General features: G+C 39.0%; 24 protein-coding genes. 14 read left to right on the top strand and 10 right to left on the bottom strand.

Translation table 11 applies throughout. From position 1 onward, the window contains the following. Window positions 1-36 precede the first annotated feature (36 nt). Window positions 37-1854 carry a helix-turn-helix domain-containing protein gene (locus tag ABS917_RS08360; protein WP_350478578.1) on the top strand — a complete coding sequence of 606 codons (1818 nt, stop codon included), beginning with the start codon at window positions 37-39 and terminating at the stop codon, window positions 1852-1854. Between the two features lie 260 nt (window positions 1855-2114). Beyond that, window positions 2115-3545, top strand: coding sequence for an alanine/glycine:cation symporter family protein (locus ABS917_RS08355; protein WP_350478577.1), 1431 nt, complete (start codon window positions 2115-2117; stop codon window positions 3543-3545). A 136-nt stretch (window positions 3546-3681) separates the two neighbouring features. Here the strand turns inward: ABS917_RS08355 and ABS917_RS08350 are convergent, their stop codons facing one another. Then, window positions 3682-4662, bottom strand: a complete 981-nt coding sequence (locus ABS917_RS08350) for an SMP-30/gluconolactonase/LRE family protein (protein WP_350478576.1) — start codon at window positions 4660-4662, stop codon at window positions 3682-3684. A gap of 392 nt (window positions 4663-5054) precedes the next feature. Between ABS917_RS08350 and ABS917_RS08345 the strand changes: the two genes are divergently transcribed. From ABS917_RS08345 to helD, 3 genes are all read left to right on the top strand, one after another. Next, entirely contained in the window at window positions 5055-5903 is an 849-nt protein-coding gene (locus ABS917_RS08345; RefSeq protein WP_350478575.1) for an MBL fold metallo-hydrolase, read from the top strand. Between the two features lie 212 nt (window positions 5904-6115). Then, window positions 6116-6979: a glycine betaine ABC transporter substrate-binding protein gene (locus ABS917_RS08340; RefSeq protein WP_350478574.1), complete on the top strand. Its 864-nt coding sequence runs from the start codon at window positions 6116-6118 to the stop codon at window positions 6977-6979. Window positions 6980-7342: 363 nt separating this feature from the next. Further along, a complete protein-coding gene (helD, locus tag ABS917_RS08335; RefSeq protein WP_350478573.1) occupies window positions 7343-9703 on the top strand; it encodes an RNA polymerase recycling motor HelD in 2361 nt (786 codons plus the stop codon). 87 nt (window positions 9704-9790) lie between these two features. Here the strand turns inward: helD and ABS917_RS08330 are convergent, their stop codons facing one another. Continuing rightward, window positions 9791-10270: a GyrI-like domain-containing protein gene (locus ABS917_RS08330; RefSeq protein ID WP_350478572.1), complete on the bottom strand. Its 480-nt coding sequence runs from the start codon at window positions 10268-10270 to the stop codon at window positions 9791-9793. Between the two features lie 109 nt (window positions 10271-10379). Here ABS917_RS08330 and ABS917_RS08325 point away from each other — a divergent pair, with 109 nt between their 5' ends. After that, window positions 10380-11354, top strand: a complete 975-nt coding sequence (locus ABS917_RS08325) for a helix-turn-helix transcriptional regulator (protein ID WP_350478571.1) — start codon at window positions 10380-10382, stop codon at window positions 11352-11354. 34 nt (window positions 11355-11388) lie between these two features. Here the strand turns inward: ABS917_RS08325 and ABS917_RS08320 are convergent, their stop codons facing one another. The 4 genes from ABS917_RS08320 to ABS917_RS08305 form a co-directional block, all read right to left on the bottom strand. After that, window positions 11389-11742, bottom strand: coding sequence for a hypothetical protein (locus ABS917_RS08320; protein ID WP_350478570.1), 354 nt, complete (start codon window positions 11740-11742; stop codon window positions 11389-11391). 6 nt (window positions 11743-11748) lie between these two features. After that, entirely contained in the window at window positions 11749-12204 is a 456-nt protein-coding gene (locus tag ABS917_RS08315; protein WP_350478569.1) for a hypothetical protein, read from the bottom strand. Between the two features lie 11 nt (window positions 12205-12215). Next, window positions 12216-12659: a GNAT family N-acetyltransferase gene (locus ABS917_RS08310; RefSeq protein WP_350478568.1), complete on the bottom strand. Its 444-nt coding sequence runs from the start codon at window positions 12657-12659 to the stop codon at window positions 12216-12218. 107 nt (window positions 12660-12766) lie between these two features. Next, window positions 12767-13228: a staygreen family protein gene (locus ABS917_RS08305; RefSeq protein ID WP_350478567.1), complete on the bottom strand. Its 462-nt coding sequence runs from the start codon at window positions 13226-13228 to the stop codon at window positions 12767-12769. 170 nt (window positions 13229-13398) lie between these two features. Between ABS917_RS08305 and ABS917_RS08300 the strand changes: the two genes are divergently transcribed. Then, on the top strand, window positions 13399-13767 hold the full coding sequence (locus ABS917_RS08300; RefSeq protein WP_350478566.1) for a hypothetical protein: 369 nt from the start codon (window positions 13399-13401) through the stop codon (window positions 13765-13767). Between the two features lie 134 nt (window positions 13768-13901). Here the strand turns inward: ABS917_RS08300 and ABS917_RS08295 are convergent, their stop codons facing one another. Together ABS917_RS08295 and ABS917_RS08290 are read right to left on the bottom strand one after the other, a co-directional pair. After that, complete coding sequence (locus ABS917_RS08295) at window positions 13902-14822, bottom strand: EamA family transporter (RefSeq protein ID WP_350478565.1); 921 nt, start codon at window positions 14820-14822, stop codon at window positions 13902-13904. 150 nt (window positions 14823-14972) lie between these two features. Continuing rightward, the gene (locus ABS917_RS08290; protein WP_350478564.1) at window positions 14973-15743 is read right to left on the bottom strand and encodes an SDR family NAD(P)-dependent oxidoreductase; all 771 of its coding nucleotides are present in this window, start codon (window positions 15741-15743) and stop codon (window positions 14973-14975) included. Between the two features lie 194 nt (window positions 15744-15937). Here ABS917_RS08290 and ABS917_RS08285 point away from each other — a divergent pair, with 194 nt between their 5' ends. Then, complete coding sequence (locus tag ABS917_RS08285) at window positions 15938-16570, top strand: nitroreductase family protein (protein WP_350478563.1); 633 nt, start codon at window positions 15938-15940, stop codon at window positions 16568-16570. Window positions 16571-16637: 67 nt separating this feature from the next. On the opposite strand, the gene ABS917_RS08280 is transcribed toward ABS917_RS08285, so the two are convergent. After that, on the bottom strand, window positions 16638-17498 hold the full coding sequence (locus tag ABS917_RS08280; protein WP_350478562.1) for an EAL domain-containing protein: 861 nt from the start codon (window positions 17496-17498) through the stop codon (window positions 16638-16640). Window positions 17499-17768: 270 nt separating this feature from the next. Between ABS917_RS08280 and ABS917_RS08275 the strand changes: the two genes are divergently transcribed. The 4 genes from ABS917_RS08275 to ABS917_RS08260 all read left to right on the top strand — a co-directional run bounded on the left by ABS917_RS08275 (window position 17769) and on the right by ABS917_RS08260 (window position 20880). Beyond that, the gene (locus ABS917_RS08275) at window positions 17769-18383 is read left to right on the top strand and encodes a hypothetical protein (protein ID WP_350478561.1); all 615 of its coding nucleotides are present in this window, start codon (window positions 17769-17771) and stop codon (window positions 18381-18383) included. A 127-nt stretch (window positions 18384-18510) separates the two neighbouring features. Continuing rightward, complete coding sequence (ybaK, locus tag ABS917_RS08270) at window positions 18511-18999, top strand: Cys-tRNA(Pro) deacylase (protein WP_350478560.1); 489 nt, start codon at window positions 18511-18513, stop codon at window positions 18997-18999. 14 nt (window positions 19000-19013) lie between these two features. Further along, window positions 19014-19631, top strand: a complete 618-nt coding sequence (locus ABS917_RS08265) for a YczE/YyaS/YitT family protein (protein ID WP_350478559.1) — start codon at window positions 19014-19016, stop codon at window positions 19629-19631. Window positions 19632-19689: 58 nt separating this feature from the next. Then, window positions 19690-20880 (top strand): glycine C-acetyltransferase, encoded by a 1191-nt coding sequence (locus tag ABS917_RS08260; RefSeq protein ID WP_350478558.1) that lies wholly within the window; start codon window positions 19690-19692, stop codon window positions 20878-20880. 230 nt (window positions 20881-21110) lie between these two features. On the opposite strand, the gene ABS917_RS08255 is transcribed toward ABS917_RS08260, so the two are convergent. Next, a complete protein-coding gene (locus tag ABS917_RS08255; RefSeq protein ID WP_483316052.1) occupies window positions 21111-22295 on the bottom strand; it encodes an aminotransferase class I/II-fold pyridoxal phosphate-dependent enzyme in 1185 nt (394 codons plus the stop codon). Between the two features lie 151 nt (window positions 22296-22446). Here ABS917_RS08255 and ABS917_RS08250 point away from each other — a divergent pair, with 151 nt between their 5' ends. Then, on the top strand, window positions 22447-23238 hold the full coding sequence (locus ABS917_RS08250) for a carbon-nitrogen family hydrolase (RefSeq protein ID WP_350478557.1): 792 nt from the start codon (window positions 22447-22449) through the stop codon (window positions 23236-23238). A gap of 177 nt (window positions 23239-23415) precedes the next feature. Then, on the top strand, window positions 23416-24669 hold the full coding sequence (locus ABS917_RS08245) for a Y-family DNA polymerase (RefSeq protein WP_350478556.1): 1254 nt from the start codon (window positions 23416-23418) through the stop codon (window positions 24667-24669). The last annotated feature ends 56 nt before the right edge of the window (window positions 24670-24725 follow it).

The following is a 24725-nucleotide window of genomic DNA, read 5'->3' as shown; positions in this document are numbered from 1 at the left end:
GAATATTCTATATATTTAAGAGAGAGGGGAATGTCTATGTCAGATGGACAAGAAGCAATTCTACGTCAATTAACACTATCCAATAAACAGTTATCTATCCTCGTGGAAAGTATCCGGACAATTACTTCCAAACTCCATATTGATGAAGTATTACATACAATCATGCGTCATGCACTTGATGTTATTCCTGAAGCGGATGCCGGGTATTTAATGCTTTTTGATGAACAAAAACAATGCCTTATTCCTAAAACCTATATTCATTTTCCGCCTCTTATTGAGCAATTTCAAACAAGGCCAAATGAAGCCATCACTGGTCGTGTATTTGCGACAGGAATCGGTGAGTTCTTTAACAGTTACGATGAAATTATGGATGCTATGTACCATCAAAATGTAAGCCCCCGTAACTTACGGACAATTTTAAAGAGTGCACATGTTCCTCAAGCGGCGCTGTGTGTACCGATAACTGTAGATACTAAGCCAATTGGCATCATGATCCTTCACCAACTCCAAAAGAAAAGAGACCTCACACAAGAAGATCTATTATTTTTTCAAGCCTTTGCCGATCAGGTAGGGGTGGCAATTCAAAAAGCCCAGTATTATGAACAAATGATTGAAAAAGTAAAAGAAGCGCACGAATTATCTCTGGCATTAGAAACAAAGCATGCCCTTCTTAAACAACGCTATGATGTGCATGCCAGATTAAATCAATTGCTATTGCAAAATGAATCAATATCCGTCATTTTAAACGAACTGCAAAATTTAACGCAATTGCCAATTGGTTTTTATGATGCAAATGATGATGTGTTTTTTGAAGAGGTTCTGTTAATTCCCCATCACACCAAAACAAAAATAAAAAAACAATTACTATTTAAAATGAGTCCATTTGAATACCGGCTTAAAAATGACCGCAGCTTTATTGTTTATCCTCTCTATAATTTGGATATTTGTTTAGGGAGCATGATTATTGAACAGAAAGGCATCATTTCCTACAAAGATCAGCAAACACTGGAACAGGGGGCCAATATATTAACGCTGCAAATTTTACGAAACAAAAATATTCAAGAACTCCATAACAAACGAATCCAGGAAACATTCCATCAAATTATCGATGCACCGAATCAAAAATCAATTGTATCTATGGCGTACCACTTGGATTTGGATGTGCAGGATTACTACCGGCTATGTATTATCGAGTTCAAACAAACGACGGACATGTTATCGATTGATCAACATTTACATCAATTCATTTCGCTCCTAAAAGAACAATTTTCAGGTGAACGGAAATTACTGTTTTATGAAAAAAACAAGATTACTCTGTTAATCGGTGTGCCGTCGCCAATAATGCTTTCAACATTAAACGAAACATTCTCGAGGCTTCAAAAAAAGTGGCAGTTACAGCATAAGCCGATTTTCCGTTGTGCGATCAGTAAACAATATAAAACACTTCAGACCGTTTCTGCTCTTTACGAGGAAGCACTGCAAACATTGCGCTTTTTACATGTTCGTGATGAATGGACAATTACAAGCTATGATAAAATCGGACTCAATCAGCTAGTTTTACAAATCCCGCCACAAGATTTGGCAAACTTCATACATGAACAAATCGGGGAGTTAATAGTTCAGTCGAACAAAACCCACCTATATGAAACATTGCTGGCCTATTTTAAGTTTAACCGTTCAATTCAGCAAACAGCACAGCATTTACACATCCATACCAACACACTCTACCAGCGCTTAAACCGGATTGAGCAAATGCTAAATATCTCTTTGCAAATACAGGAGGACGCTTTAAAAGTACAATTAGCGTGTTATTTAAAGGAAAATTATTTAACACCTGCAGATAAACGAGAGTAAATGTAGAGGAGCGGGAGAGGATAACTGTCTTTCTGGTAAATTAATGCACCTCAATAAAAATGTATACTAAAAATTCAAGTGAGTATAAAATAGGAAAAGTCAGTATTGGGTAATAATGATATATTAAAAAAATATGTTGGCAACGGTTTGCGTAGGGAAGTGACTTTATATTTGGGAAGATAAAGAGTTTTTATAGTTGATGGAGTAGGACAATCTACATACCGACTGAAATAAGTTGAAAAAATAGAGGATGTGAAACAATGGATTGGTTTGGCAATATATTGGGTGAAGTAAATACAATATTATATTCATATGTATTAATAATTTTATTAGTAGGGACAGGTATATTTCTAACGTTCAAAACAAAGTTTATTCAATTTCGATTAATCAAAGATATGTTTAAACTTATAACAGAAGCGGCGCCAACAGATAAGTCGGGTAAAAAAGGAATATCTTCTTTCCAAGCTTTTACAATATCTGCGGCTTCACGTATCGGAACAGGTAATATTGCGGGTGTTGCGACGGCAATTGCTCTTGGCGGTCCCGGTGCAATATTTTGGATGTGGATGATTGCGCTCATCGGGGCGGCATCTGCACTAATTGAAAGTACATTAGCGCAAGTATATAAAGTTAAAGATCAAAGTACTGGGTTGTTTCGTGGCGGCCCTGCTTATTATATGGAAAAAGGTTTAAATAAAAGATGGATGGGCATTCTTTTTGCCGTTGTCATTACTATTACTTATGGCTTTATTTTTAATTCCGTCCAGGCAAATACGATTTCCATTGCCTTTGAAGAGAGCTTTGGTGCCAATCGTTTTGTTGTAGGTTTAGTATTGGCTGCTTTAACAGGGATTATTGTTTTCGGTGGGCTAAAAAGAATTGTAAGCTTTACTCAAATAGTTGTTCCTGTTATGGCAATTTTGTATATTGTAATCGCACTTATTGTTGTATTCCTCAATATTTCGGAAATTCCGAGTGTGTTTCTTCTTATCATAAAGTCTGCCTTTGGATTGGAAGAGGCTTTTGCGGGTATGATTGGTGCGGCAATTATGAACGGAATTAAACGCGGATTATTCTCCAATGAAGCAGGGATAGGGTCTGCGCCTAATGCAGCAGCTACTGCAGCTGTTTCCCATCCAGTTAAGCAAGGATTGATTCAAGCTCTTGGTGTTTTTATAGACACATTAGTAGTTTGTACTGCAACTGCGGCAATCGTATTATTAGGCGATGCATATCTTCAATCTGATGCAACTTCAGTTAATTTAACGCAAGCCTCTTTAGTTGGAAATTTAGGTGATTGGGCAGGAAGCTTCTTAGCGATCATTGTATTTATGTTTGCCTTTAGTACGGTTATTGGCAATTACTATTATGGTGAATCAAACATTAGTTTTATAAAAGAGTCAAAAATGGGCTTATTAGTATTCCGCATATTTGTCGTACTTTTTGTTATGTTTGGTTCAATTGCAAAAGTACAAGTTGTATGGGATTTAGCGGATCTATTTATGGCCTTTATGGCAATCATCAATTTAATTGCTATTCTACAACTTTGGAAAGTAGCCAAACCGGTTGTTAATGATTATTTAAATCAGCGCAAGCAAGGCAAAGATCCAGTGTTCTATAAGAAAAACGTACCTAATATAGGTGAAGTGGAATGCTGGGGAGAAGATGAAGAAATAGAAGGAAAACGTTAAATTAAAGTGGTACCACCGTTACGAAAAATATATTGATACTTGAAAAGAACCACCTAATTGTTGATACACAACGAATTAGGTGGTTTTTTTGAAGAGAAGAAGGTTATATAATCCAAAGAAACATTATTAGAAGCGTCTAGTTTAACCCGTATGGCTGCAGACCCTTCTTTTTCACTTGGATACGCCAAACCTCATTTTTTGAGGATTCGGTTACGTAGAGGTAACCATCATAAAAAGCTAAATTGGTTGCGAATGTTCCTGCATCTTCAGGAAGGCGAATTGTTCCGTATTTAAAACCATTGGCGTCAAGCACTACAACTTCTCCAGCTTGGAAATGGGCTACGTACAGATTACCTTCAGCATCTACAGCTAATCCATCCGGACCAATTCCACCTTCAAAACGACCGAAAATAAACGGTGATTCAGGAGAATTTGCAGCATTTACAGAAGGTACAGATAGAATTTGATTTTTATCAAACTCTGATATATAGACGCGCTGGCCATTTGCTGAAATTGCGATTCCATTTGGATATGCAATATTCTCTGAGAAGAGGATTGCTTCAGTTTCGCCAGGAGGTAAGTAGAAGACACGGCCTGTTGGATGAGTGGCACTAGAACCCATTGGCTCAGTAAAGTAAAGTCCGCCAGTTTCATCAAAAACAAGGTCATTTAAACCGTTTAAAGGTTTTCCATCGTAAGAATTGACAACAGTTTTACGTTCACCAGAAGCGGGATTGTAAGAATAAAGTTCTCCTTTACCATCCGTAATAAATAGACGACCATCTTTGTGGAACTTTGCTCCAATTGGCATTAATTTATCTTTATCCCCTAAAACGGTTTTAACTTTGTCGTCATTAATAGTTAGGATTTCACCAGTTGTCGGACTAACTAACCAGATGTTTCCTTTACGATCAAAGTTAATACCTTCCATGAATCCATTACCTGTAGCAACCTTTTCCCATTTACTACTCTGATGAATGATTTCAGAAATATCATGTCTTTCTTTTGCCGGCACTGGTTTTGTTTCATACAATGTCTTTGCACCAACGAATGTGACCGTTATAAGGGAGAGAACAAGAACCAATATCCATGCAAGTGCACCTTTTTTAGACCTCATAAATACCTCCTGAATTTTTTGACAGTATTTTTAAAAACAGTATCCTAGGAAGATTGAAGTAATAACTTTTTTAACTAATTTAGAATATAAGCGCTTATATTCTTTGTATCATATCAGTTGTTCGCCGGTCTAAATAGCAGAAAAAGCACTCGAATGAAGCTAATAAAAAGTAGTATTTTTATCTATTTAGAAAATTATTTATTTGTTATACTGAAAATTTAGATTGTTATTGAAACGAAAACAATATACTTACTAGGTAATCCGACTGTAGGTATTATAAAGAATGTAATTTATAAAACAGTAAGCCTGTTTGTTGGATTCCATCTTTATAATGAAATATGAGGAATAGAAACATCACTTAACTCAAATTATAATTAGAAAGGGGCGACCTTATGCACTCTGTACACAAATTAGGGAAAAGTTTTTGGTATATCACTCCAGTATCGTCGACTGACCGCCCAATTTTAGGAATGGTAGTTGGCAGTAAAAAGACTTTAATGATTGATGCAGGCAACTCGGAAGAACATGTAAATTATTTTTTGGAGGAACTTAATAAAAGGGGAATTTCTAATCCGGATCTAGTTGTTGTAACGCATTGGCATTGGGACCATATTTTTGGGCTTTCCGCATTATCTGATGCTGTTTCAATTGCGTCCAAAGAAACTAAAAGCGAAATGGAGAAGCTTATCCCGTTTTCGTGGTCTAATGAAGCTATAAATGCACGAGTAAAGGAAGGCGTGGAAATTGAATTTTGTGCTAAAGCAATTAAGGAAGAATACAAAAATCACCGGAGCATAAAAATTACTTTGCCGGATATTACAATAGAGAATAGAGCAGAGATAGATCTAGGTGGTGTAACTTGTATCGTACAGCATGTTGGAGGAGATCATGCTGCAGATTCTGTCATTGTGTATATTAAAGAAGAGAAGATTCTGTTCCTTGGGGACTGCATTTATCCGAGATTGTATGCTGAAAAAGTACACTATACAATTAGTGAAACGTTACGAGTATTAGATTTATTGGACACATTTGATGCAGAAATTTATATTCCTTCACATCAACAACCAATTTCAAAAGAAGATTTCGATCTGGAAGTTGCTATGCTTAGAACGATTGCAAAATATACAGAGGATTGTAATGGGGATCAGAAGAAAATAGTGAAGAAATACGGAGACTATGTAAAAAGGGAACTTACCGAAGAGGAATTAGAAACCATTTCTCATTTTGTGGATGGGTATTAAATGACACTTCGTTATCACAATACATTTCTGAAAGAACCGCCTAGTTGTTGATGAACAACGCTTGGGCGGTTTTTTTTTTGAAAAAATATAAAATATCCGTAATAATTACCTATTTGACAAAAGTAACAACCCCTTTATAATTATAGGTTGTTAGTAGATGTAAATTTTTACATAAGACACACGCCAACAAAACAATCAGAAAGGGAGATTTTATGAAACGCATTAGTTTATTAAAGCTAGGATTAATTTTAGGTCTAAGTTTATTATTAGCTGCGTGTTCTTCGGAAGTTGAAGGAACAAAAAAGCAAGCTGTCAACTTAGCCTATGTTGAATGGGAGACTGAAGTTGCCTCCACTCATGTAGTAGGACAAGTTCTGGAAGATTTAGGATATTATGTAACACTGACGCCTTTAGATAATGGCATTATGTGGGAAGCCCTTGCAAATGGAGAGGTTGATGGCATGGTTTCAGCTTGGCTACCTCAGACGCACGCCCCGCAAGTTGAGAAGTACAAAGGCCGTATAGATAATTTAGGTGAAAATCTGTTAGGCGGAAAAATTGGGTTAGTAGTCCCTAGTTATATGGATGTGGACTCCATCGAAGATTTAACAGATGAAGCGGGTAAAACGATAACGGGCATTGAACCAGGTGCAAATATAACAGGAACTACAGAAAAGGCGTATGAGATATACCCAAATCTTGAAGGGTGGACAGTACTAAGCTCATCTTCAGTAGCAATGACAGGGGCTCTTAAACAAGCGATTGAGAACAAAGAAGAAATCATAGTGACAGGTTGGTCTCCTCACTGGAAATTTAACTTATTTGATCTGAAATATTTAGATGACCCTAAAGGGATGTACGGAACTGAAGAGTATATCGGCACATTTGCGCGGAATGGATTCAAAGAGGATAATCCTGGGGCATACAGTGTTCTCGATAATTTCCACTGGACGCCAGAAGATATAGAAAGTGTTATGTACGATATTATGGAAGGAATTGATCCGAAAGATGCAGCCAAAAAATGGATTGATGAAAATGAAGCTAAAGTTGCTGATTGGACAAAAGGAGTCAAATAATTACCTAGCAATAAAGTGAATTTGAACGGATGATAAATAAATCGTAAGCCATCATGCAAAGGGGCTGCGATTTCTGAAAAGAACCACCCAATTCGTTGTCCATCAACAATTGGGTGGTTCTTTTTCTAAATATAATAAGAAGTGAATCGCAAGTAATTTCTTCTGCTATGAACCGTATTTAAATTGGCCTTATTTACAAACAAAAAAATACACCTGCCAAAAGCATTGTAAAATATGCTGACACGTGGTAAATTTATATAGATATGCGCGAAATAATATTCATGTGTATATTATCCCTTATTTTAATTATATATAAAAATTCTTTATTAGTCAACTCTTAAATATTTTCAAGGAGTGAATGTTATGAAAGCAGATTTTCTGGACGAACAAAGGCGGTTAAGTAGTGTTGTGAATGTAATTAATGATCAAACACTTCAACTGGAATCAGAAACGTTAAAGCTCCGAAATGAAGTAGTAAATACTCGTAAGCATTTTTGGGATGAAATCAAGGTGAATACGGATTCGTTTGATGACTTTTTGGAAACAGTTATTAACTTAAGACAAGAAGCGCAGGCATTAGCTGTTGGCGAAAGTACGCATCATCACGCATCCAAAAGATTAGCTGTCTTGAATCGGATGAAGTCAGTTCCTTATTTTGGACGAATTGATTTCCTTGAAGAAGGTTTTTCAGAGCAGGAGAAAATTTATATTGGTATTTCATCTCTGATGGATGCAAGTGGAGAGGACTTCCTGATTTATGACTGGAGAGCACCGATTTCAAGCGTCTATTATGATTATGAACCTGGTCCCGCACAGTATACAACGCCTGGGGGCAAAGTTCACGGTGATCTCGAGAAAAAGTGGCAATACGTTATTCGTGACGGTGAACTGCAATCTATGTTTGACACAAGTCTCACGATTGGTGACGAAATTTTACAGAAGGTGCTTGGAAAAGGCGCGGATAAGTATATGCAAAGCATCGTAGCAACGATTCAAAAGGATCAAAACCGTATTATTCGCCATGATCAGGGGCGTATGCTCATCGTGCATGGTGCAGCCGGCAGTGGTAAAACCTCGGCTGCATTACAAAGAATCGCGTTTCTTTTGTATAAATACCGGGACCGGATAAAAGCTGACCAAATTATATTATTTTCACCGAATGCTATGTTTAATAGCTATGTTTCCAACGTACTTCCTGAGCTTGGGGAAGAAAATATGCAGCAAGTTACATTTCAGGAGTATTTGGATCACCGTTTAAGTAAAGATTTCCACTTAGAAAATCCATTTCATCAACTGGAATATGTGCTGACTGCAGCAAACAGCCCTTCGTATAGCGCAAGGATTAAAGGCATTCAATTTAAAGCATCTGTTAAATATGTTGAGGCGATCAAACTATACAGAGAAACTTTGGAAAAATCGGACCTGCTATTTAAAGATGTAAAGTTCAGAGGGAAAACAATTATTTCGGCACAACAATTGTCGGAGAAGTTTTATGGGGATCATATTTCACTGAGCTTCCAAAGCAGACTTGAAAAACTGAAAGATTGGCTAATGAAGAAAATTAAAGAAATAGAAAAAATTGAACGTTCTCAGCCATGGGTAGAGGAGGAAATAGAGCTGCTAAGCGATGAGACGTATCATAAAATTCACAAATATTTAGCTAAGAAAAAAGGCTTTGAACGAGAAGAGCAGGCTAATTATGAAATGGATCATGATGCGCTTATTCAAGTAATCGTCCGCCTGAAATTGAAGGCAGTAAGAAAACAAATTCAAACACTGGACTTTATTGATTTAGAAGGCATTTATAAACAGCTTTTTAAAGTTCCATTATTAATGCAACAGCGATTAAATGTAGAAGTACCAGATGAGTGGGAAGCGATATGTGAAGATACAATTCAAATGCTGGAAGCGGGAACGCTGTATTATGAAGACGCGACACCATTTCTGTTTTTGCAGGAATTGATTCAAGGCTTTCAGACAAACCGTTCGATCAAGCATATTCTCATTGATGAAGCGCAGGATTATTCGCCGTTTCAATTTGAATTTCTGAAGCGCTTATTCCCTTCTGCGAAAATGACAGTGCTAGGTGATTTTAACCAGGCTATTTTTGCCCATGCGAGTGGAGTGGTAGATTTTCAACTCCTTAACCACCTTTATGGAGAAGAAGAGACGGAAGTTGTCAACATGAACCGAAGTTATCGTTCGACGAAGCCGATTATTGAATTTACACGGAGTCTTATTGCAAATGGAGAAAAAATCATTCCATTTGAACGCGCAGGCGAGTTGCCGGTATTAAACCAAGCGGAAAACCATACAGGATTGCACCAGCGTATTATGTCTAAGATTTCGGAATTGCAAAGTGAAGGCTATGGCAGTATCGCAGTTATTTGCAAATCAGCAGAAGAAAGTAAGACAGCATTTGAGACGTTAGATAAAATTGACGGGATTAAGCTGATAAAAAGCGGTACAGCGGAATTCGAGCAAGGAGTTGTAGTCATTCCGTCTTATTTAGCGAAGGGAATCGAATTTGAAGCAGTCATCATTTACGACGTATCCGAAAACGTATATGGAGATGAAAGTTTACGCAGAATTTTTTATACAGCCTGTACAAGAGCAATGCACGTGCTACAGTTGTACAGCGTAGGGAAACCGAGCCATTTTATGCAAAATGCTTTGGAAGAGAACCTTGTACAACTTGAGCTGAATTCAGAAAGCATTAGGTAAACACAGTTGTTTCATTAGAAAACTTTAAGTAAACGGAGTCCGGGAGTGTACCGGACTTCGTTTTAATTTTGGACCGTTTCATTTTCTTTATTTCTTAATAACCGGAATCCACATTTCCCCGTATACCTGACCGTTTTGTTGCCCCATCACAACTGCTGCGTTTGGACCTCCTACATAGGCATAATCCGTTGCTTCTTGTAACGCTTGTCCGAACGCAATTCCTGTAACAGTATTGGCCAACTCTTCTGCAGTAGGAGCTTCCCCTTTAACAACTACGTACTCTCCTTTAGGAAATTGAATGACTCTAGTTGCCTCTGGTAATGTTTTATCAGTCAGAACCCCGGCATAATGCATCATCTTATTATTCACTGCTTCATTCACGATAAAAATATAGTCGTTTGCAGCTACAGCCTTTAATTCATCCAGTCTTCCATCCTCATTGACCGCTTGCCAAAAATCGGCCTTTTCTTTATTTATCCCCATATAGTCTGTGTAATCGCTCTTTAGTTCTGTTCCAAAACCTAAAACAACAAAGCTGTCCTTCTCTTCAATCGTGTAATTTGCCATATTATAATCCTTCTTTCAATTTTGTTTTAATCAAGATTTGTTTTTTTACTTGATAAGTTTATAATAGCCATAAATCATGTCAAAATATGATACTGTTTCGGAGGCACCAATGAAAAAAGTTGAACGGATTAATATAATCATGCGGTATATCAATAACCGGGCCCACTTTACCATTTCTGAAATTATGCAAGAGTTTAATATCTCGCGTTCAACGGCTATCCGAGATATTAGAGAAATTGAAGCTATCGGGATGCCTCTTGTCGCTGAAGTCGGAAGAGAAGGGGGTTATAGTGTTTTACATAATTCTGTGCTCCCCGCTGTTCGCTTTACAGATAATGAGATTAAAGCTCTTTTTATTGCCTTTATGGCAACAAGAAATCAACAACTTCCATATTTAAAAAGTCGTCAGTCATTAGCAGAGAAGTTACTCGGTTTAATTTCAGAAAACCAGCAAGACGACCTTGTGCTATTAAACCAAATCTTGCTTTTTGAAGGGACGAACCCTCACAACCCGGATTTGCTGGATTTATCCGATTTACCTGATCCTGTGATAGAAAAGCTTATACAAACACTTCTGATTGACCGCTATTTAATTATTTCAGTCAAAGAAGGGAAATTAACGAAAACATATTCAATTTATCTCTTGTACCTTCATCATGAAATGGGGAACTGGCTGATAGAAGGCTATGATGCAGGTGAGGAAAAGAGTCGGATTTTTCCTGTCTCGCATCTTATCGATGTAAAACCGGACGAGGGGAAAAATAGAATCAGTAAGAAGGAAATTTTAGAAAAGCTTAGTGAACGGAGTAAAGAGAATAACCTTGTACTTGAGCTTGGTCCAAAAGCAATTGCACAGTTTAAAAAATATCATCCTTTAAAGCTCTCTATTTCCTATACAAATCCTTACCAAACGACAGCCATTCTAGAGGCTTTTATCAATACTAAAAACGAGGAAGACATAGTAGAGATGACGAATTGGCTTCTGTTTCTAGGAGCGGATATAACAATCAGAAAATTGCCAGAAGAAGTGTTAAAAGGAATACATGAGAGCGTGTCAGTATATTGCGGGGAAAAACCCACTTAACTGTATAAGTGGGTTTCATCATTGAATGCTAATTTCAATTCATAACTTTAACATACTGCTTCAAATCAGCGGGAGATTTTAGCTGATTCAGTTCCTTTACGGACTCCGCATCCTCTGATTCAAAAGAAAAATAAAATCGGGCAGCTCTATCATCTATATGTTTGAAGTTAAATTCATTATAGGGAAGTTTGCGGTCCTTTTTTGTCAGCTGTTTTTGCAAATCTTCATTAAAGAACACAATTTCTATGTTGAAGTAATTTAAATTCTGCTCTTTAAAATGCTGAATCATCTTATAGATTTTCTCCAGCTGGTCGTTTATATTGTTAGAGGATTCCAGAATAACATTTGCAAAGACAATATTTCCGATACCGTTAGCTTCTTTTTGCAAAATATCTTAGTACGTGTCGTTATGGTCATATCGTACTTCGATTTCATCGGTAAACGACACATTTACCATATAGGAATAATTTTCGACAGTTCCATAAAGTTCTTCATACAGCAACCCGAAGCGCATATTCAGTTCATCACGCCAATGCATTTCCAGATACGTATCGTAAAACGGTTCCATATCCTCACTAACCGAAACCGTAACTTCCAGATCAGGCTTCTTTTTTGGATGTGCGATGATATGGTAGTCCCCGAAATCATTGCCCAATGGTTTGGAATAGGTGGATTCATCAATCACAAAGTCTTCATTATACTTTTCTTCAAGAGAAGCTTCTGCGGCATTCTCTGCTTTGAAGCCGATAATCGGGTAGTAAAAATAATCAAATGAAGCAATCGTGAGTATTAAAATAAAGAACGCTGGAATCGCCAGTAACGCAAGTAACACCATCTTTATTATTCGCATCGCTGTTTCTCCTAAAACGTATAGCGTGCGACTTGCTCACCTTCAATAACAAGGCCTTCTATTTCCTGGAAGCCCATTTTTTCATAGATGCGCTTCGCATGCTCATTGTCAGGTTCATAGGAAAGGCTAATCGTTTGATGATGAGGTTCTTTCATTGTCTGAATATCCTCTATAACGAGCTGAACCGCAGCTTTGCCATAACCTTTCCCCTGATATTTCTGGTCGATCATCATACGGTAAATCCAGTACTCATGTTCATCATCATCAAGACCATAAAGTGTGAACCCCACCATTTCTTCACCAAAGTAAATTCCTTTCGCATGGAAATTTTCCAGAAAGTTCAGCTGTGCCAGAGACACCGCATTCGTGGCTACAAAATTCACTTGATCCTCCCGTACTTTTAGCGAGATTGCTTTTATCCAATTGTCTTTTGTAATTGTTTTTAAATGCAGCATTTTTTTCCCTCTCTCATGTAAAGTGAAGTATTGTGCAGTACACACTAACAATTAATACCATAAAAGGGATTGTATTTAAATGTTACATTTTACCGCATTTCATCAAATTAAAAGAAAGTGGAATAACTGCTGAAAGTCCCAAAAGTCTCTTGTTTATATAACTGTGGGTACGTGGATATAAAGTTTACGATGATTAATCCATTGTCCAAAGCTGGATAGACATCGAATATAAAGCGGTCACCATACCGGATTGCCGTCAATGCAAGCGGCAATTCACGCCTGAATACTTCATAACGCCGCATTGCTGTATTAGAATCCTGTCCTTCTTTGTTAACCATTACATAGGCGTTGTAATAAATATAGTACCCATTCGTTTTCCATTCGCCAATTACTTCATCTCTCATATCGTTATTCACTTTGTCCCACGCAAACTGTGTTCCGATTGTTAAAAATAATTCTCCGGTATTATCAGAATGGGTGAGTGTATGATGTCTTGAAATAACAGGTTCCGTTGCGGTAACATCGTCCCTGTATTCAACGGACAGCCTTTCCGGATTAAATTTGTTCATGTCATTGCTCCAATCTTTTTCTTTATTCATATGCATTCTTTTTATTGGAGGTGAAGGGGGCATGACTAGGGGTAATTAACGTTTCATCCAAGTATTTCAAATGTCTATATTTCGAAAAATCATGAACATATACTAGGTTAGAGGTCAAACTTAGTAGGGAGGTGAATGATATGCCATTTTTTGGGCAAAATTCTAGAGCGGGGATGTTTCCGCCAAATGGACAACAATTTGGTCCTCCACCGCAAATGGGCAGACAGCAGATGGGAATGCCTCGATCCAATGAATTTGCAAGACCGAGGGAAGCTTTTTATCCGCCATATCCAGTGAATCCTAGACAGGGGCAGGGGCAACAGCAGTTCAATCCTTATCCACAGCAGCAACAGCAGTTCAACCCTTTTCCACAGCAGCAACAACAGCAAGGGTCTCGCTTTAGCGGTCTATCGGATAATTTAAATACAATGATGGGCCATGTGGGGACATTAACTAATGGAATTAATACAATGAGACAAGTAGGCGCAATGCTGAATCTCTTCAGATAATTAAATATAAAGCTCGAAATATCAACTTAGCCTATCAATAGAAAATTATTGATAAGCTTTTTTGTTTCTGTAAATAAAAAGACGCTAATCAACGGCTGTTTTGCACAGTTTATTAGCATCCTGATTAATTTTTATTATGCTGATGAAGAATTGTTCTCTTTGAACGTTTTTCTCATCCGAATGATGTTCGGGCCAATTTCATTTAATACAATCGCTATGAGGATCAGCACAATTCCGATCCATTGCAATGGTGTGACCGTTTCGGCCAAAATAATGCTCGCCGATAAAATCGCGACAGGCAGTTCAACAGAAGTTAATATATTTGCCAAACCCCCTGAAATGAGTGGTGCACCGACTGCATAAAACAGTGGCGGCAATACGGCTCCAAACAATGCAACCCCGGCAGCGCTCGTCACCAAGTTTCCTTCAAGAGGAAATACAGCAGGGATGTCCTTCATAAATAGCATAAATACTAAAATCGTGGAACCTGTCACCATTAAAGAGGTACGGGTTAATGGATGAACTTCAACAGCAACTTTCCCGCTGAAAAAGATAAAGGCAGCATATGTAAAGGCAGATAATATGCCCATAACAAACCCTTTAATAGGAAGCCCTTGCATATCACCAGTTAAAATATTCGATGCGAAAAATACACCGACAAGAATAAGCACAATTGCAAATATAGTAATCGGCGCGGGTTTAATTTTATTGAAAACCCATTCGAACATAATGCCGATCCAAACGAACTGGAACATTAAAATGATGGCCAGTGAAGCAGGTAAATACTGCATTGCACCATAATAAAAAATACTTGTTAAACCAATAAAACAGCCGGTAATCATAATTGGAAGGATGTTCTTTTTAGCCAGTCCCTTCAACCCGACCCCTTTTAAGAAAGCGATCGACCATAACAGCAGAAAGGAAATGACCATTTGGACAAGATTGATTTGACCAAGTGAGTAGCCGTGGCCGAATCCCATTTTGGCAAACACCGGTGTAAAACCAAAGCATCCTGCACCAAGCAGTACAAAGAATACGCCTTTATTTATCTTCATTTCTATAAACCTCCGATAGTGCTTGAGAATAACGATTTTATATTAACATATATAACTTGCGGTGGCAGGATTGACGAGTTTTGTAGGGAATAAAAAAACTGGGAAAAAACCAAAAGAATGGGCCTCTTTTGGTTTTCCTTTTATTTGCATTTAAACATTGTATAAAGCGCCGTCAATTGTGAACGATGAAGAACTTACATAAGAGGCTTCATCTGAAAGTAAGAAAGCAATAACATTTGCTACTTCTTCCGGTTCACCATAGCGTTTCATCGGTACAGCATCATTGTAGGCTGCTTGAGCTGCCTCAGCAGCGCCCGGCGCAACATTTGATTCAATTTTACGCATCATTTGTGTATTGATCACACCTGGATTTACCGTATTTACACGAACATTATACGTTGCTGCTTCTAAAGCGGCTACCTTATTAAGACCCATTACAGCATGTTTAGAGGAATTATATAGTGCCATACTTGGAGAACCGATTAAACCGGCTACAGATGAAGTATTGACTATAGAACCGGATTTTTGCTCTTTCATTACCGGCAATACATATTTCAAACCGAACAGAACACCTTTTACATTAATGCCATATACAAAGTCGAATTCTTTTTCTGTAATTTCTTCAAGAGGTTTTGCTGGGCCTTCAACACCAGCGTTATTCACAAAGCCGTCGATTCGGCCGAATTTCGAAATCGTTTGATCCACATAGTTTTTTACATTGTCTTCTTTTGACACATCAGCTTTTACGATTAAGCTGTTTTCATCTGTAAGTGAGAGTTCTGTTTGAACGGATTTAATCGCGTCTTCGTTTAGATCGACCAATACAACTTTTGCTTTTTCATTAACCAGTTTTCTTACAACCTCTTTACCAATACCTCCTGCTGCGCCAGTGACAATGATGATTTTGTTTTCGAATTTCATTTTCTTCATCTCCAGTTACTTTCAAATATTTTTTATAAATAATTGAATTCCTATAGAAAGTATGGACTTTCTACTACTTCTCAATCGACTAAAAGAAATGAAATTATTGACAACTAAATTTATAATATGGTAAATTTATCTCGAAATAAAGATACTTTAATTTGAAATAAATTACAAGGAAGAGGTAGTATAATATGAACTTTGAAGAATTAGTAAAATCTCGCCATTCCGCAATGAACTTTATTGAAAACGAACAAATGACAGAAGAGGATTTTAAAAATATATTTGAGCTGACAAAGCTGGCTCCAAGCGCATACAACCTGCAGTTTACGAATTATTTGGTAATTACAGATCAAGAGAAGAAGGAAAGAGTAAAGGAATTAAGCTACAACCAATATAAAATCCATACGGCAAGCGGTGTTGTTATTGTTATGGGTAATAAAAACAGCATTGAAATGCCGCAAGTCGAAAAAATCTACAGTCCATTAAAAATGCTGAAAATGATGGATGAAGTGGAATATGACATGACGATGGAATTGATTAAAGGGTATAGTGACGGCTTAAAAAACAATCCGCATGAATTAAATTTAGAACTGATGCGAAATGCAGGGATTCACGCCATGCTCTTTATGATGAGTGCCAAGCATTACGGATTTGATACATGCCCAATGCATGTCCATAATGTCGATGAATTACGAAAAGAGTTCAGTATTCCAGATCATTTAGAGCCGGTTATGATGATTACGATTGGGAAAAGCGTAGATAAAGTACGCGCGCGAGGTTACCGTAAACCGGTCGGTGAATTTGTGAATTTCAACGGATATTAACTAATAATATTTAGGCGACTGAACATCCGATAAAGGATATTCAGTCGCCTATTATATTTTCCGGTTTTCATTTGGGAATCGGATTACTTCCTTCTATTAAATCTTCATGAGGGCGCCCGATTGCATAGCCTTGAGCGTAATGAACGCCAACTGATTGGATGAATTCATATTCCGGCTTTGTTTCAATTCCTTCAGCAATTACTTTTGTCCCCGATTCGATCGCATAATTTAAAATAACTGTTAAAAGTTGCTGCTGTGCTTTATGCTGATCGATATTTTGAATAAGTGAGCGATCCAGCTTAATAAATTCCGGCTTTAAGTAAATTAATGTTTTCAAACTATTGTAGCCTGAACCGACATCATCAACCGCAATGCGATATCCTTGTGACCGGTAGTGGGAAAGGACTCGTGCAAATTCCTCGAAATCTCCGACAGCGCTGCGCTCCGTCAGCTCAAATACAACCTGCTCAGGGGAAATGTTCAATTTCTCCAGTAAAGCCCTCGTTTCGCCGCTATGATAATTTTTATCGAGCAAAACATTTGGATGGATGTTGATAAACAAGGTGATATCTTTGGTTGTTTTGTAATTGAGTAATTTTTTATGATAGCGCACGAGCGAAAGGTTTCGGCAAAAGCATTCAAACAAAAATACTTTATCTGTTTGACCGACAAATTCATAGAAAATATCGGCCGTCTGAAAAAGCTTAAGTGCAATAGGACGGTTCAATGCTTCAAAACCAAATGTCATATTGTTTTTTACATCATAAATAGGCTGAAAATATGTATTCATTGCCTCCTGTGCAATGATATTTTTCAATGCTACTGACCGGGATAGATGACGGATCGTTTTGCTCTTTAATAGAATCCGCTGCATCATTTCCTTGAAGTCGATCGAGCTATTCAGTTTTGAATTTATTATTGTTTTCAATGGAGTGCCCCTACCTGTAGTAATGATTCTTAATTTTAAACCGGAATTGTTTCCGTACTATAAAGGCAGTGTAAAGATTGTTTTTTTATTATAGGTAATGGGTACTTGAATTAAAAATAACAGATAGTCCATTTTGTAGGTTAAGAGAGCAGAAAAGGTTGGTAGGAAAGTTCTGAATATGACAATCGGTGAATATCTTCTATATAAATGCAGTATATGTTGGTATATTAATAAAAAATTAATGCAACTTTTACAAAAAGGGTGAAGAAGATGAAGATTAATAGCTTGGCACGAGGCTTTAGTTCAGAGTTAGATGAAAGAAAACGCTCCCAGTTGCGCAAAGAGGCGGGCGAAGTATATAAAAAGCATGCACAATATACGGACCCAAGTAAAAATCCATTGCTAAAAGTGCTGGAAAACCTTCTTTCCGGTAAAACTGAAAAAGATTTGCTCACACAGGATAATGCCGAGCAGGCCGATAATCTTGCAGTGGCAAATGACATCACGTATACACAAACACCAACATTGGATAATATGCGTCTAGCATCAGCTGTCCCTTCATCTCAAGATTTACTTGCAGCAGCAAATGTATCAACCTCCATTCCGCTAATGCCGGAAAACACTCAAAACGAACATACAGAGCAAGTACAATCCGAGGAAGCACTCCCGTTGTCTAACGAATCTCTTTCCTTTACAATACCGGAAAAGTTCCAAAAGGATTTTGCACGTAATCCAGATGCGCAGTCGATATTTGGTCAAGAGTTGGAAAAGCGGTTATTCCAGCGTTCATTCAATCTAGCTGCACGAAAATACAGTGCCCATATTGCAATGGTGAACAACGGTTACCGTTTGACAGAGGAATCGGTTTTCTCCCAAATTGCATGACACTAAGCCCGCTCATATGGAGTGGGTTTTTTACATTTAAGTAAATTATAAAATTGCATTGAAGCAGCACTTAGCAAATCATTCAGTGGTATAATATTTCCAAAGTTGAGAATATGGAGTGGTCTTTTTGGCGAAGAAGCAGGCAAAAACAAATGCAGTTCGTTTAATTGAGCAGAAAAAAATCGCACACGAAATCTTTGAATATACGATCAACGACGGAGAAGCGGTGGATGGATTGACTGTTGCAGGCAAAATCGGCCAGCCTGCCCTTCACGTCTATAAAACATTGGTCGCTACTGCAGGAAAGGGCAATTATTTTGTTTTCGTCATTCCGGTTGATGCGGAATTGAATTTAAAGGCCGCCGCAAAAGTGGTAGGGCAAAAGAAAATCGAGATGCTCCCTGTTAAGGAGCTGCTTGGTTTAACCGGTTATATTCGCGGGGGCTGCTCGCCGATCGGGATGAAAAAGCTGTTTCCGACAATTATTGAGGAAGCTGCAACTGCACTTGATTATATGATTGTCAGTGCAGGAAAAATCGGGATGCAGATCAAGCTTGCACCAGAAGATTTACAAAAGGCAACGAACGGGAAATTTGCATCGATTGTCTCACCATAGAAAGAAGGATTGTTGTGTCGAAGAAATTTAAATGGCAATGGGGAAGTTTTTTTGTAGGAATGATGATCATGGCACTTGGTATTACGATGACGATTAAAGGGAATGTTGTCGGGACAGCTCCATGGGATGTTTTCCATATTGGTCTTTATAAGCAAATTGGGTTGACGATAGGTTCTTGGTCCATTTTAACGGGTCTCACGATTATTATCGGGACTTCGATTTATTTAAAACGCATTCCGAAGCTTGCGACGTTTTTAAATATGCTGTTCATCGGTTCATTTATTGATTTGTTCAACTGGCTCTTGCCAGAGACGAATATATTTGTACTGGAACTTGCATATTTTACAGCCGGCTTTTTTGTAATGAGCTTTGGCTGTGCACTCTATATTGCGGCAAGCCTTGGCGAAGGTCCGCGAGATACGATTATGATGATTATTGCGAGTAAAGGTTATTCTGTGAAAACAGGGCGGCTCGTAATGGAAGTTTTTGCGACAGGTGCCGGATGGTTGCTTGGTGGTCCTGTTGGTTTCGGGACGGTTATTTTAGCGCTTGGCACAGGTTATGTCATTCAGCCGTCACTGTTTTTCTTTAAAAGAAAGCTAGAGGAAATAATCGGAGAGCCACTTACATAAAATTTTCATTCTCTGTGCTAAAATATAGTGGAAATAGATATCGAAAGGATGAACGCGCATGTCAAACGTATTAAACACCTTTTTAGATGAAAACTTACTGGCACTACAAGCACAAGGTTTATACAACGAAATCGATCCGGTAGAAGGAGCAAACGGTCCAATTATTAAAGTTGGAGGCAAACAGCTTGTGAACCTGTCCTCAAACAACTACTTAGGTTTGGCGACGAACGAAGAGCTGAAAAAGATTGCTCAGGACACAATCGCCACATATGGTGTTGGTGCAGGTGCTGTTCGTACAATTAACGGCACGCTCGATCTACACGTAAAACTGGAAGAAACATTAGCGAAATTTAAAGGTACAGAAGCAGCAATCAGCTATCAATCAGGCTTCAATTGTAATATGGCGGCAATTTCTGCTGTTATGGATAAAAATGATGCGATTTTATCGGATGCATTAAACCATGCTTCAATTATCGACGGCTGCCGTTTATCTAAAGCAAAAATCATTCCATTTGCGCATGCGGATATGGATGATTTACGAGCAAAAGCAAAAGATGCAACAGAATCAGGCCTTTACAATAAAGTAATGGTCATTACAGACGGTGTTTTCTCGATGGATGGCGATATTGCCAAGCTTCCGGAAATCGTGGAAATCGCAAAAGAATTTGATTTAATCACGTATGTGGACGATGCACATGGTTCAGGCGTTACAGGTAAAGGTGCCGGAACAGTGAAGCATTTCGGTCTGCAACACGATATCGACTTCCAAATCGGTACATTATCAAAAGCAATCGGTGTTGTCGGCGGCTATGTAGCAGGGAAGAAAAATCTGATCGACTGGCTAAAAGTCCGCTCTCGTCCGTTTTTATTTTCAACAGCATTACCACCAGGGGATGTTGCTGCCATTACACGCGCGGTAGAGATGATCATGGAATCAACAGAGCTTCATGATAAGCTATGGGAAAACGGTCAATATTTAAAAGACGGATTAGCAAAACTTGGCTTTAATATCGGTGAATCCGAAACACCGATTACACCATGTATTATCGGCGAAGAAAAGCTGACACAACAATTCTCGAAACGCTTGCTTGAAGAAGGTGTGTACGCAAAAGCAATCGTGTTCCCGACAGTACCAAAAGGAACAGGTCGCGTGCGCAATATGCCAACAGCGGCACATACGAAAGAAATGCTCGATGAAGCATTAGCGATTTACGAAAAAGTAGGCCGCGAGTTAGAAGTAATTAAATAAACGATGTTAAGCTCAGCACTGTTTTTGATGGTGCTGAGTTTTTTTATTTAAAAGTGGATTTGAGGATTAATTGGTGCATATTGAGGATTATAAATAGTGAACTGAGGATTAAGTAAGAGCAAGTGAGGATTATTGAGTATGAATTGAGGATTATTTAAATGGAATTGAGGAATAAACAACAAAAATGCGGCAAATAAAATACCGCATTTCCGATAAAGAATAATCCAAAGTTATTTCAAAACCTTCTCCTCAAACAGACCAAGCTTCGCGACACGCTGCATTGCTTCGCGCAAACGTTCTTCATCGACGAGCAGCCCGACGCGAATATAGCCTTCACCATGCTCACCAAACCCATTGCCGGCTGCAACGGCAATATCCGCTCTCTCCAGTAAAAAGTCGGCAAATAGTTCACTCGTATATGGTGCTGGAACAGGGAGCCATGCAAAGAATGAGCCTTTCGGTGCCGTGATTTCCCAGCCGATTTTATGGGCTTCTTCAACGAGTACATTGCGGCGACGCTCATATAATGCACGCAATTCCTCTACACAAGATTGCTCCTCATTCAGTGCAACTGCTGCTGCATGCTGAATCGCAGGGAACTGGCTGCAAAACAGGTGGTCCTGAATAATATTGATTGCTTCAATCATTTTTGTATTACCGACAGCAAATCCAATACGCCAGCCTGCCATATTGTACGATTTTGACAATGTATAAAGCTCAATGCCGACTTCTTTTGCACCGGGTGCCTGCAGGAAGCTTGGCGGGCGCTCACCATCAAAGCCTAGTGCTCCGTAAGCGAAGTCATGGGCAACCGCAATGTTATTTTCTTTAGCGAACTGTACGGTCTGTTCAAAAAAATCATGCGTTGCGACACCGCCAGTCGGGTTATTCGGATAGTTTAAATACATCAATTTTGCCCGTTGTTTAATATCTGCGGATAATGCTTCATAATCTGGCAAAAAGTGATTTTCCTCTTGAAGCGGCATCGTATCAAACTTTACATCTGCAAGTGCGACACCGGATAAGTAATCCGGATAACCCGGATCTGGGAGGAGCATATAATCGCCAGGATTCAGGAGTCCAAGCGGAAGTTCGACTAAACCGATTTTCGTTCCGCCAAGGATGGCCACCTCTGTAGCGGGATCAATGTCGACGTTATATTCACGTTTATAGAAGTCCGCAGCTGCTTGCTTGAGCTCTGCAATACCACGGAATGGGGAATATTTATGTGTTTGCGGGTCGTTTGCCGCATTTTGCAGTGCTTCAATAATATGTGCCGGTGTTGGCTGGTCCGGATTTCCCTGACCTAAATTAATAACTTCGCGCCCTTCAGCAAGCGCTTCATTTACTTTGTTTACAAGTGCTGCGAAAAACTGTGGTGGTAACTGTTGCAGCTTTTCCGAGAATTCGATCATTCTTTATCACCTCTGAAAAATAGTAAGCTTAATGTTAGTCTAAAACTTCATTTAAGTAAAGTGAAGATTTTGACAACTTGAAGTGAGATGTTACAATGAGTACGAATATGCGAAAATAGATTCGCACGGAATTTTTAAGGTGGTGGCAGTTATGAAAATCGGTTGTATTCAATTGAATGTTGGTTTTGGCAAGGTAGATGAAAACTATGAACGCGCGGAGAAATTTATTCGCGAAGCCGCAGCAGGCGGTGCTGAAATCATTGTATTACCGGAAATGTGGAATACGGGCTATGCGCTCGAAAAACTGGAAGAGCTGGCAGACGAAAATGGTGAACGTACGAAAGCATTTTTAAGCAGTCTTTCAAAAGAATTAGCGGTACATATTGTAGGTGGGTCGGTATCGGTGAAGCGTGATGATAAGTTTTACAATACGATGTACACGTACAATCGCGATGGTGAATTAGTCGGCGAGTACAGTAAAGTACATTTATTCCGCTTAATGGATGAGCATTTGTATTTGGAATCCGGCAGTGACATGAACCGTTTCGCATTAGGCGAGCTTGAAGCAGGCGGAGCGATTTGCTATGACATTCGCTTCCCGGAATGGCTTCGTTCTCATGCGTTGGATGGTGCTAAGGTGCTGTTCATACCAGCACAATGGCCGACACCACGTATCGATCACTGGAAAATATTACTGCAGGCACGAGCAATTGAAAACCAGTGCTTCGTCGTTGCGGTAAATCGTATTGCCCGTAAAGTGGAAAATTTCAATGGTCAGTCAATGATTATCGGACCGTGGGGTGAAGTGCTTTGGACAGGTGCAGAAGATGAGGAGCTGGCGATTATTGACGTTGATTTTTCAACAGTCGATGAAGTGCGCGGCCGCATCCCTGTATACGAAGATCGCCGTCCGGGTCTTTATGAAAAAGTGATAAAAGAATAAAGTTTAAAAGCGTACTGGTTGAATGCCGGTACGCTTTTTTTACATTAAGCAGCAAATTAACTCACTGATACACCAAAAAAATTCCTCCCAACCAAAACAACCACTACTTTCCACTTGCCATCTCACACGTCTCATTTTAATATAAGAACAAATGTTCGATATTAGGAGATGAGCTATATGTATGAAAATGCGCCGGAACGTTCGATTATTTGTATTGATATGCGCAGTTTTTATGCAAGCTGTATTGCATCGGTTGAAAATTTAAATGTAATGGAAGTACCAATTGCGATTGTCGGAAATTTTCAGCAAAAGGGGAGTGTTGTACTTGCAGCGTCTCCTCCGATGAAAAAGCGGTTTAATATTCGCACAGGTTCACGATTATACGAAATCCCGCCACATCCGGATATTCGTCTTTTTGAGCCGCGGATGTCATTATTTATTCGCATATCAATGGAAATTACACGTCTGTTCAACGAGTTCGTTCCAAAAGAGGCCATTCATGTATATAGCGTCGATGAAAGTTTTATCGATTTAACCGGAACCGAAAAGTTATGGGGACCGCCCGAAGAAACGGCAAAATACATTCAGCAGCTCGTTTACAATCAATTTGAAATTCCGTGTGCAGTCGGGTTCGGCCCAAATATGCTAATGGCAAAACTGGCGCTCGACATCGAAGCAAAAAAGTCGGGATTTGCAAAATGGACATATAATGATGTACCGGAAAAACTGTGGCCGATCATGCCGCTTTCCACAATGTGGGGCATCGGCAGCCGTACAGAAAGGTCGCTGAATCATATGGGCATTTACTCTGTCTATGATCTGGCACATGCCGATTTAGCGTTACTTGAAAAGCGCTTCGGAGTTCTCGGCAATCAGCTTTATTACCATGCATGGGGAATCGATCATTCGACAGTCGGTGCTCCGATTATGCAAGGGCAAATCAGCTTCGGTAAAGGGCAAATGCTGATGCGCGATTATCGCAGTCGAAAGGAAATTTTAGTCGTATTGCTGGAAATGTGCGAAGACGTAGCAAGGCGGGCGCGGGAAGCGAAAAAAATCGGTCGGACGATTTCATTAGGGCTCAGCTACAGTAAAGATGCTTTCGGGGGCGGGTTTTATCGTTCGCGTACGATCGATGAGCCGACAAACGATACACTGAAAATTTTCGAAGTGTGCAAGCAGCTACTCGACGAATTTTACGCCGAACGACCGGCACGCAAAGTTACGATTACATTAAGTAATATTGAAAGCGAATATTCAATGCAGCTCAGCCTGTTCGATGAAATGCGTTGGCGTAACCGCAAGCTTGGAGAAACGATGGACCGTTTACGTACAAAATACGGCACAACAGCGATATTGCGTGCGGTTTCCTATACGGAAGCCGGTACTGCACTGACACGCGCTAAATTAGTAGGCGGGCATAAACAATAAGGAGTGAAGGCGATGAACAAAGATAGAGGAACAATTAAATGGAGCGCAATGATGCT

Origin of the sequence: Solibacillus sp. (assembly GCF_040273735.1) — a bacterium.
Taxonomy (GTDB): Bacteria; Bacillota; Bacilli; order Bacillales_A; family Planococcaceae; genus Solibacillus.
The sequence above is the reverse complement of the archived record's forward strand: the minus strand, read 5'-3'. Positions and strand labels throughout refer to the sequence as shown.

Coding starts and splice junctions, on each gene's coding strand:
- ABS917_RS08305 (WP_350478567.1), bottom strand. CDS start 13,228: ATGAACAAATTTAATCCGGAAAGGCTGTCCGTTGAATACAGGGACGAT.
- helD (WP_350478573.1), top strand. CDS start 7,343: ATGAAAGCAGATTTTCTGGACGAACAAAGGCGGTTAAGTAGTGTTGTG.
- ABS917_RS08360 (WP_350478578.1), top strand. CDS start 37: ATGTCAGATGGACAAGAAGCAATTCTACGTCAATTAACACTATCCAAT.
- ABS917_RS08355 (WP_350478577.1), top strand. CDS start 2,115: ATGGATTGGTTTGGCAATATATTGGGTGAAGTAAATACAATATTATAT.
- ABS917_RS08290 (WP_350478564.1), bottom strand. CDS start 15,743: ATGAAATTCGAAAACAAAATCATCATTGTCACTGGCGCAGCAGGAGGT.
- ABS917_RS08345 (WP_350478575.1), top strand. CDS start 5,055: ATGCACTCTGTACACAAATTAGGGAAAAGTTTTTGGTATATCACTCCA.
- ABS917_RS08275 (WP_350478561.1), top strand. CDS start 17,769: ATGAAGATTAATAGCTTGGCACGAGGCTTTAGTTCAGAGTTAGATGAA.
- ABS917_RS08325 (WP_350478571.1), top strand. CDS start 10,380: ATGAAAAAAGTTGAACGGATTAATATAATCATGCGGTATATCAATAAC.
- ABS917_RS08260 (WP_350478558.1), top strand. CDS start 19,690: ATGTCAAACGTATTAAACACCTTTTTAGATGAAAACTTACTGGCACTA.
- ABS917_RS08350 (WP_350478576.1), bottom strand. CDS start 4,662: ATGAGGTCTAAAAAAGGTGCACTTGCATGGATATTGGTTCTTGTTCTC.
- ABS917_RS08295 (WP_350478565.1), bottom strand. CDS start 14,822: ATGAAGATAAATAAAGGCGTATTCTTTGTACTGCTTGGTGCAGGATGC.
- ABS917_RS08250 (WP_350478557.1), top strand. CDS start 22,447: ATGAAAATCGGTTGTATTCAATTGAATGTTGGTTTTGGCAAGGTAGAT.
- ABS917_RS08310 (WP_350478568.1), bottom strand. CDS start 12,659: ATGCTGCATTTAAAAACAATTACAAAAGACAATTGGATAAAAGCAATC.
- ABS917_RS08285 (WP_350478563.1), top strand. CDS start 15,938: ATGAACTTTGAAGAATTAGTAAAATCTCGCCATTCCGCAATGAACTTT.
- ABS917_RS08315 (WP_350478569.1), bottom strand. CDS start 12,204: ATGCGAATAATAAAGATGGTGTTACTTGCGTTACTGGCGATTCCAGCG.
- ABS917_RS08255 (WP_483316052.1), bottom strand. CDS start 22,295: ATGATCGAATTCTCGGAAAAGCTGCAACAGTTACCACCACAGTTTTTC.
- ABS917_RS08245 (WP_350478556.1), top strand. CDS start 23,416: ATGTATGAAAATGCGCCGGAACGTTCGATTATTTGTATTGATATGCGC.
- ABS917_RS08300 (WP_350478566.1), top strand. CDS start 13,399: ATGCCATTTTTTGGGCAAAATTCTAGAGCGGGGATGTTTCCGCCAAAT.
- ABS917_RS08330 (WP_350478572.1), bottom strand. CDS start 10,270: ATGGCAAATTACACGATTGAAGAGAAGGACAGCTTTGTTGTTTTAGGT.
- ABS917_RS08340 (WP_350478574.1), top strand. CDS start 6,116: ATGAAACGCATTAGTTTATTAAAGCTAGGATTAATTTTAGGTCTAAGT.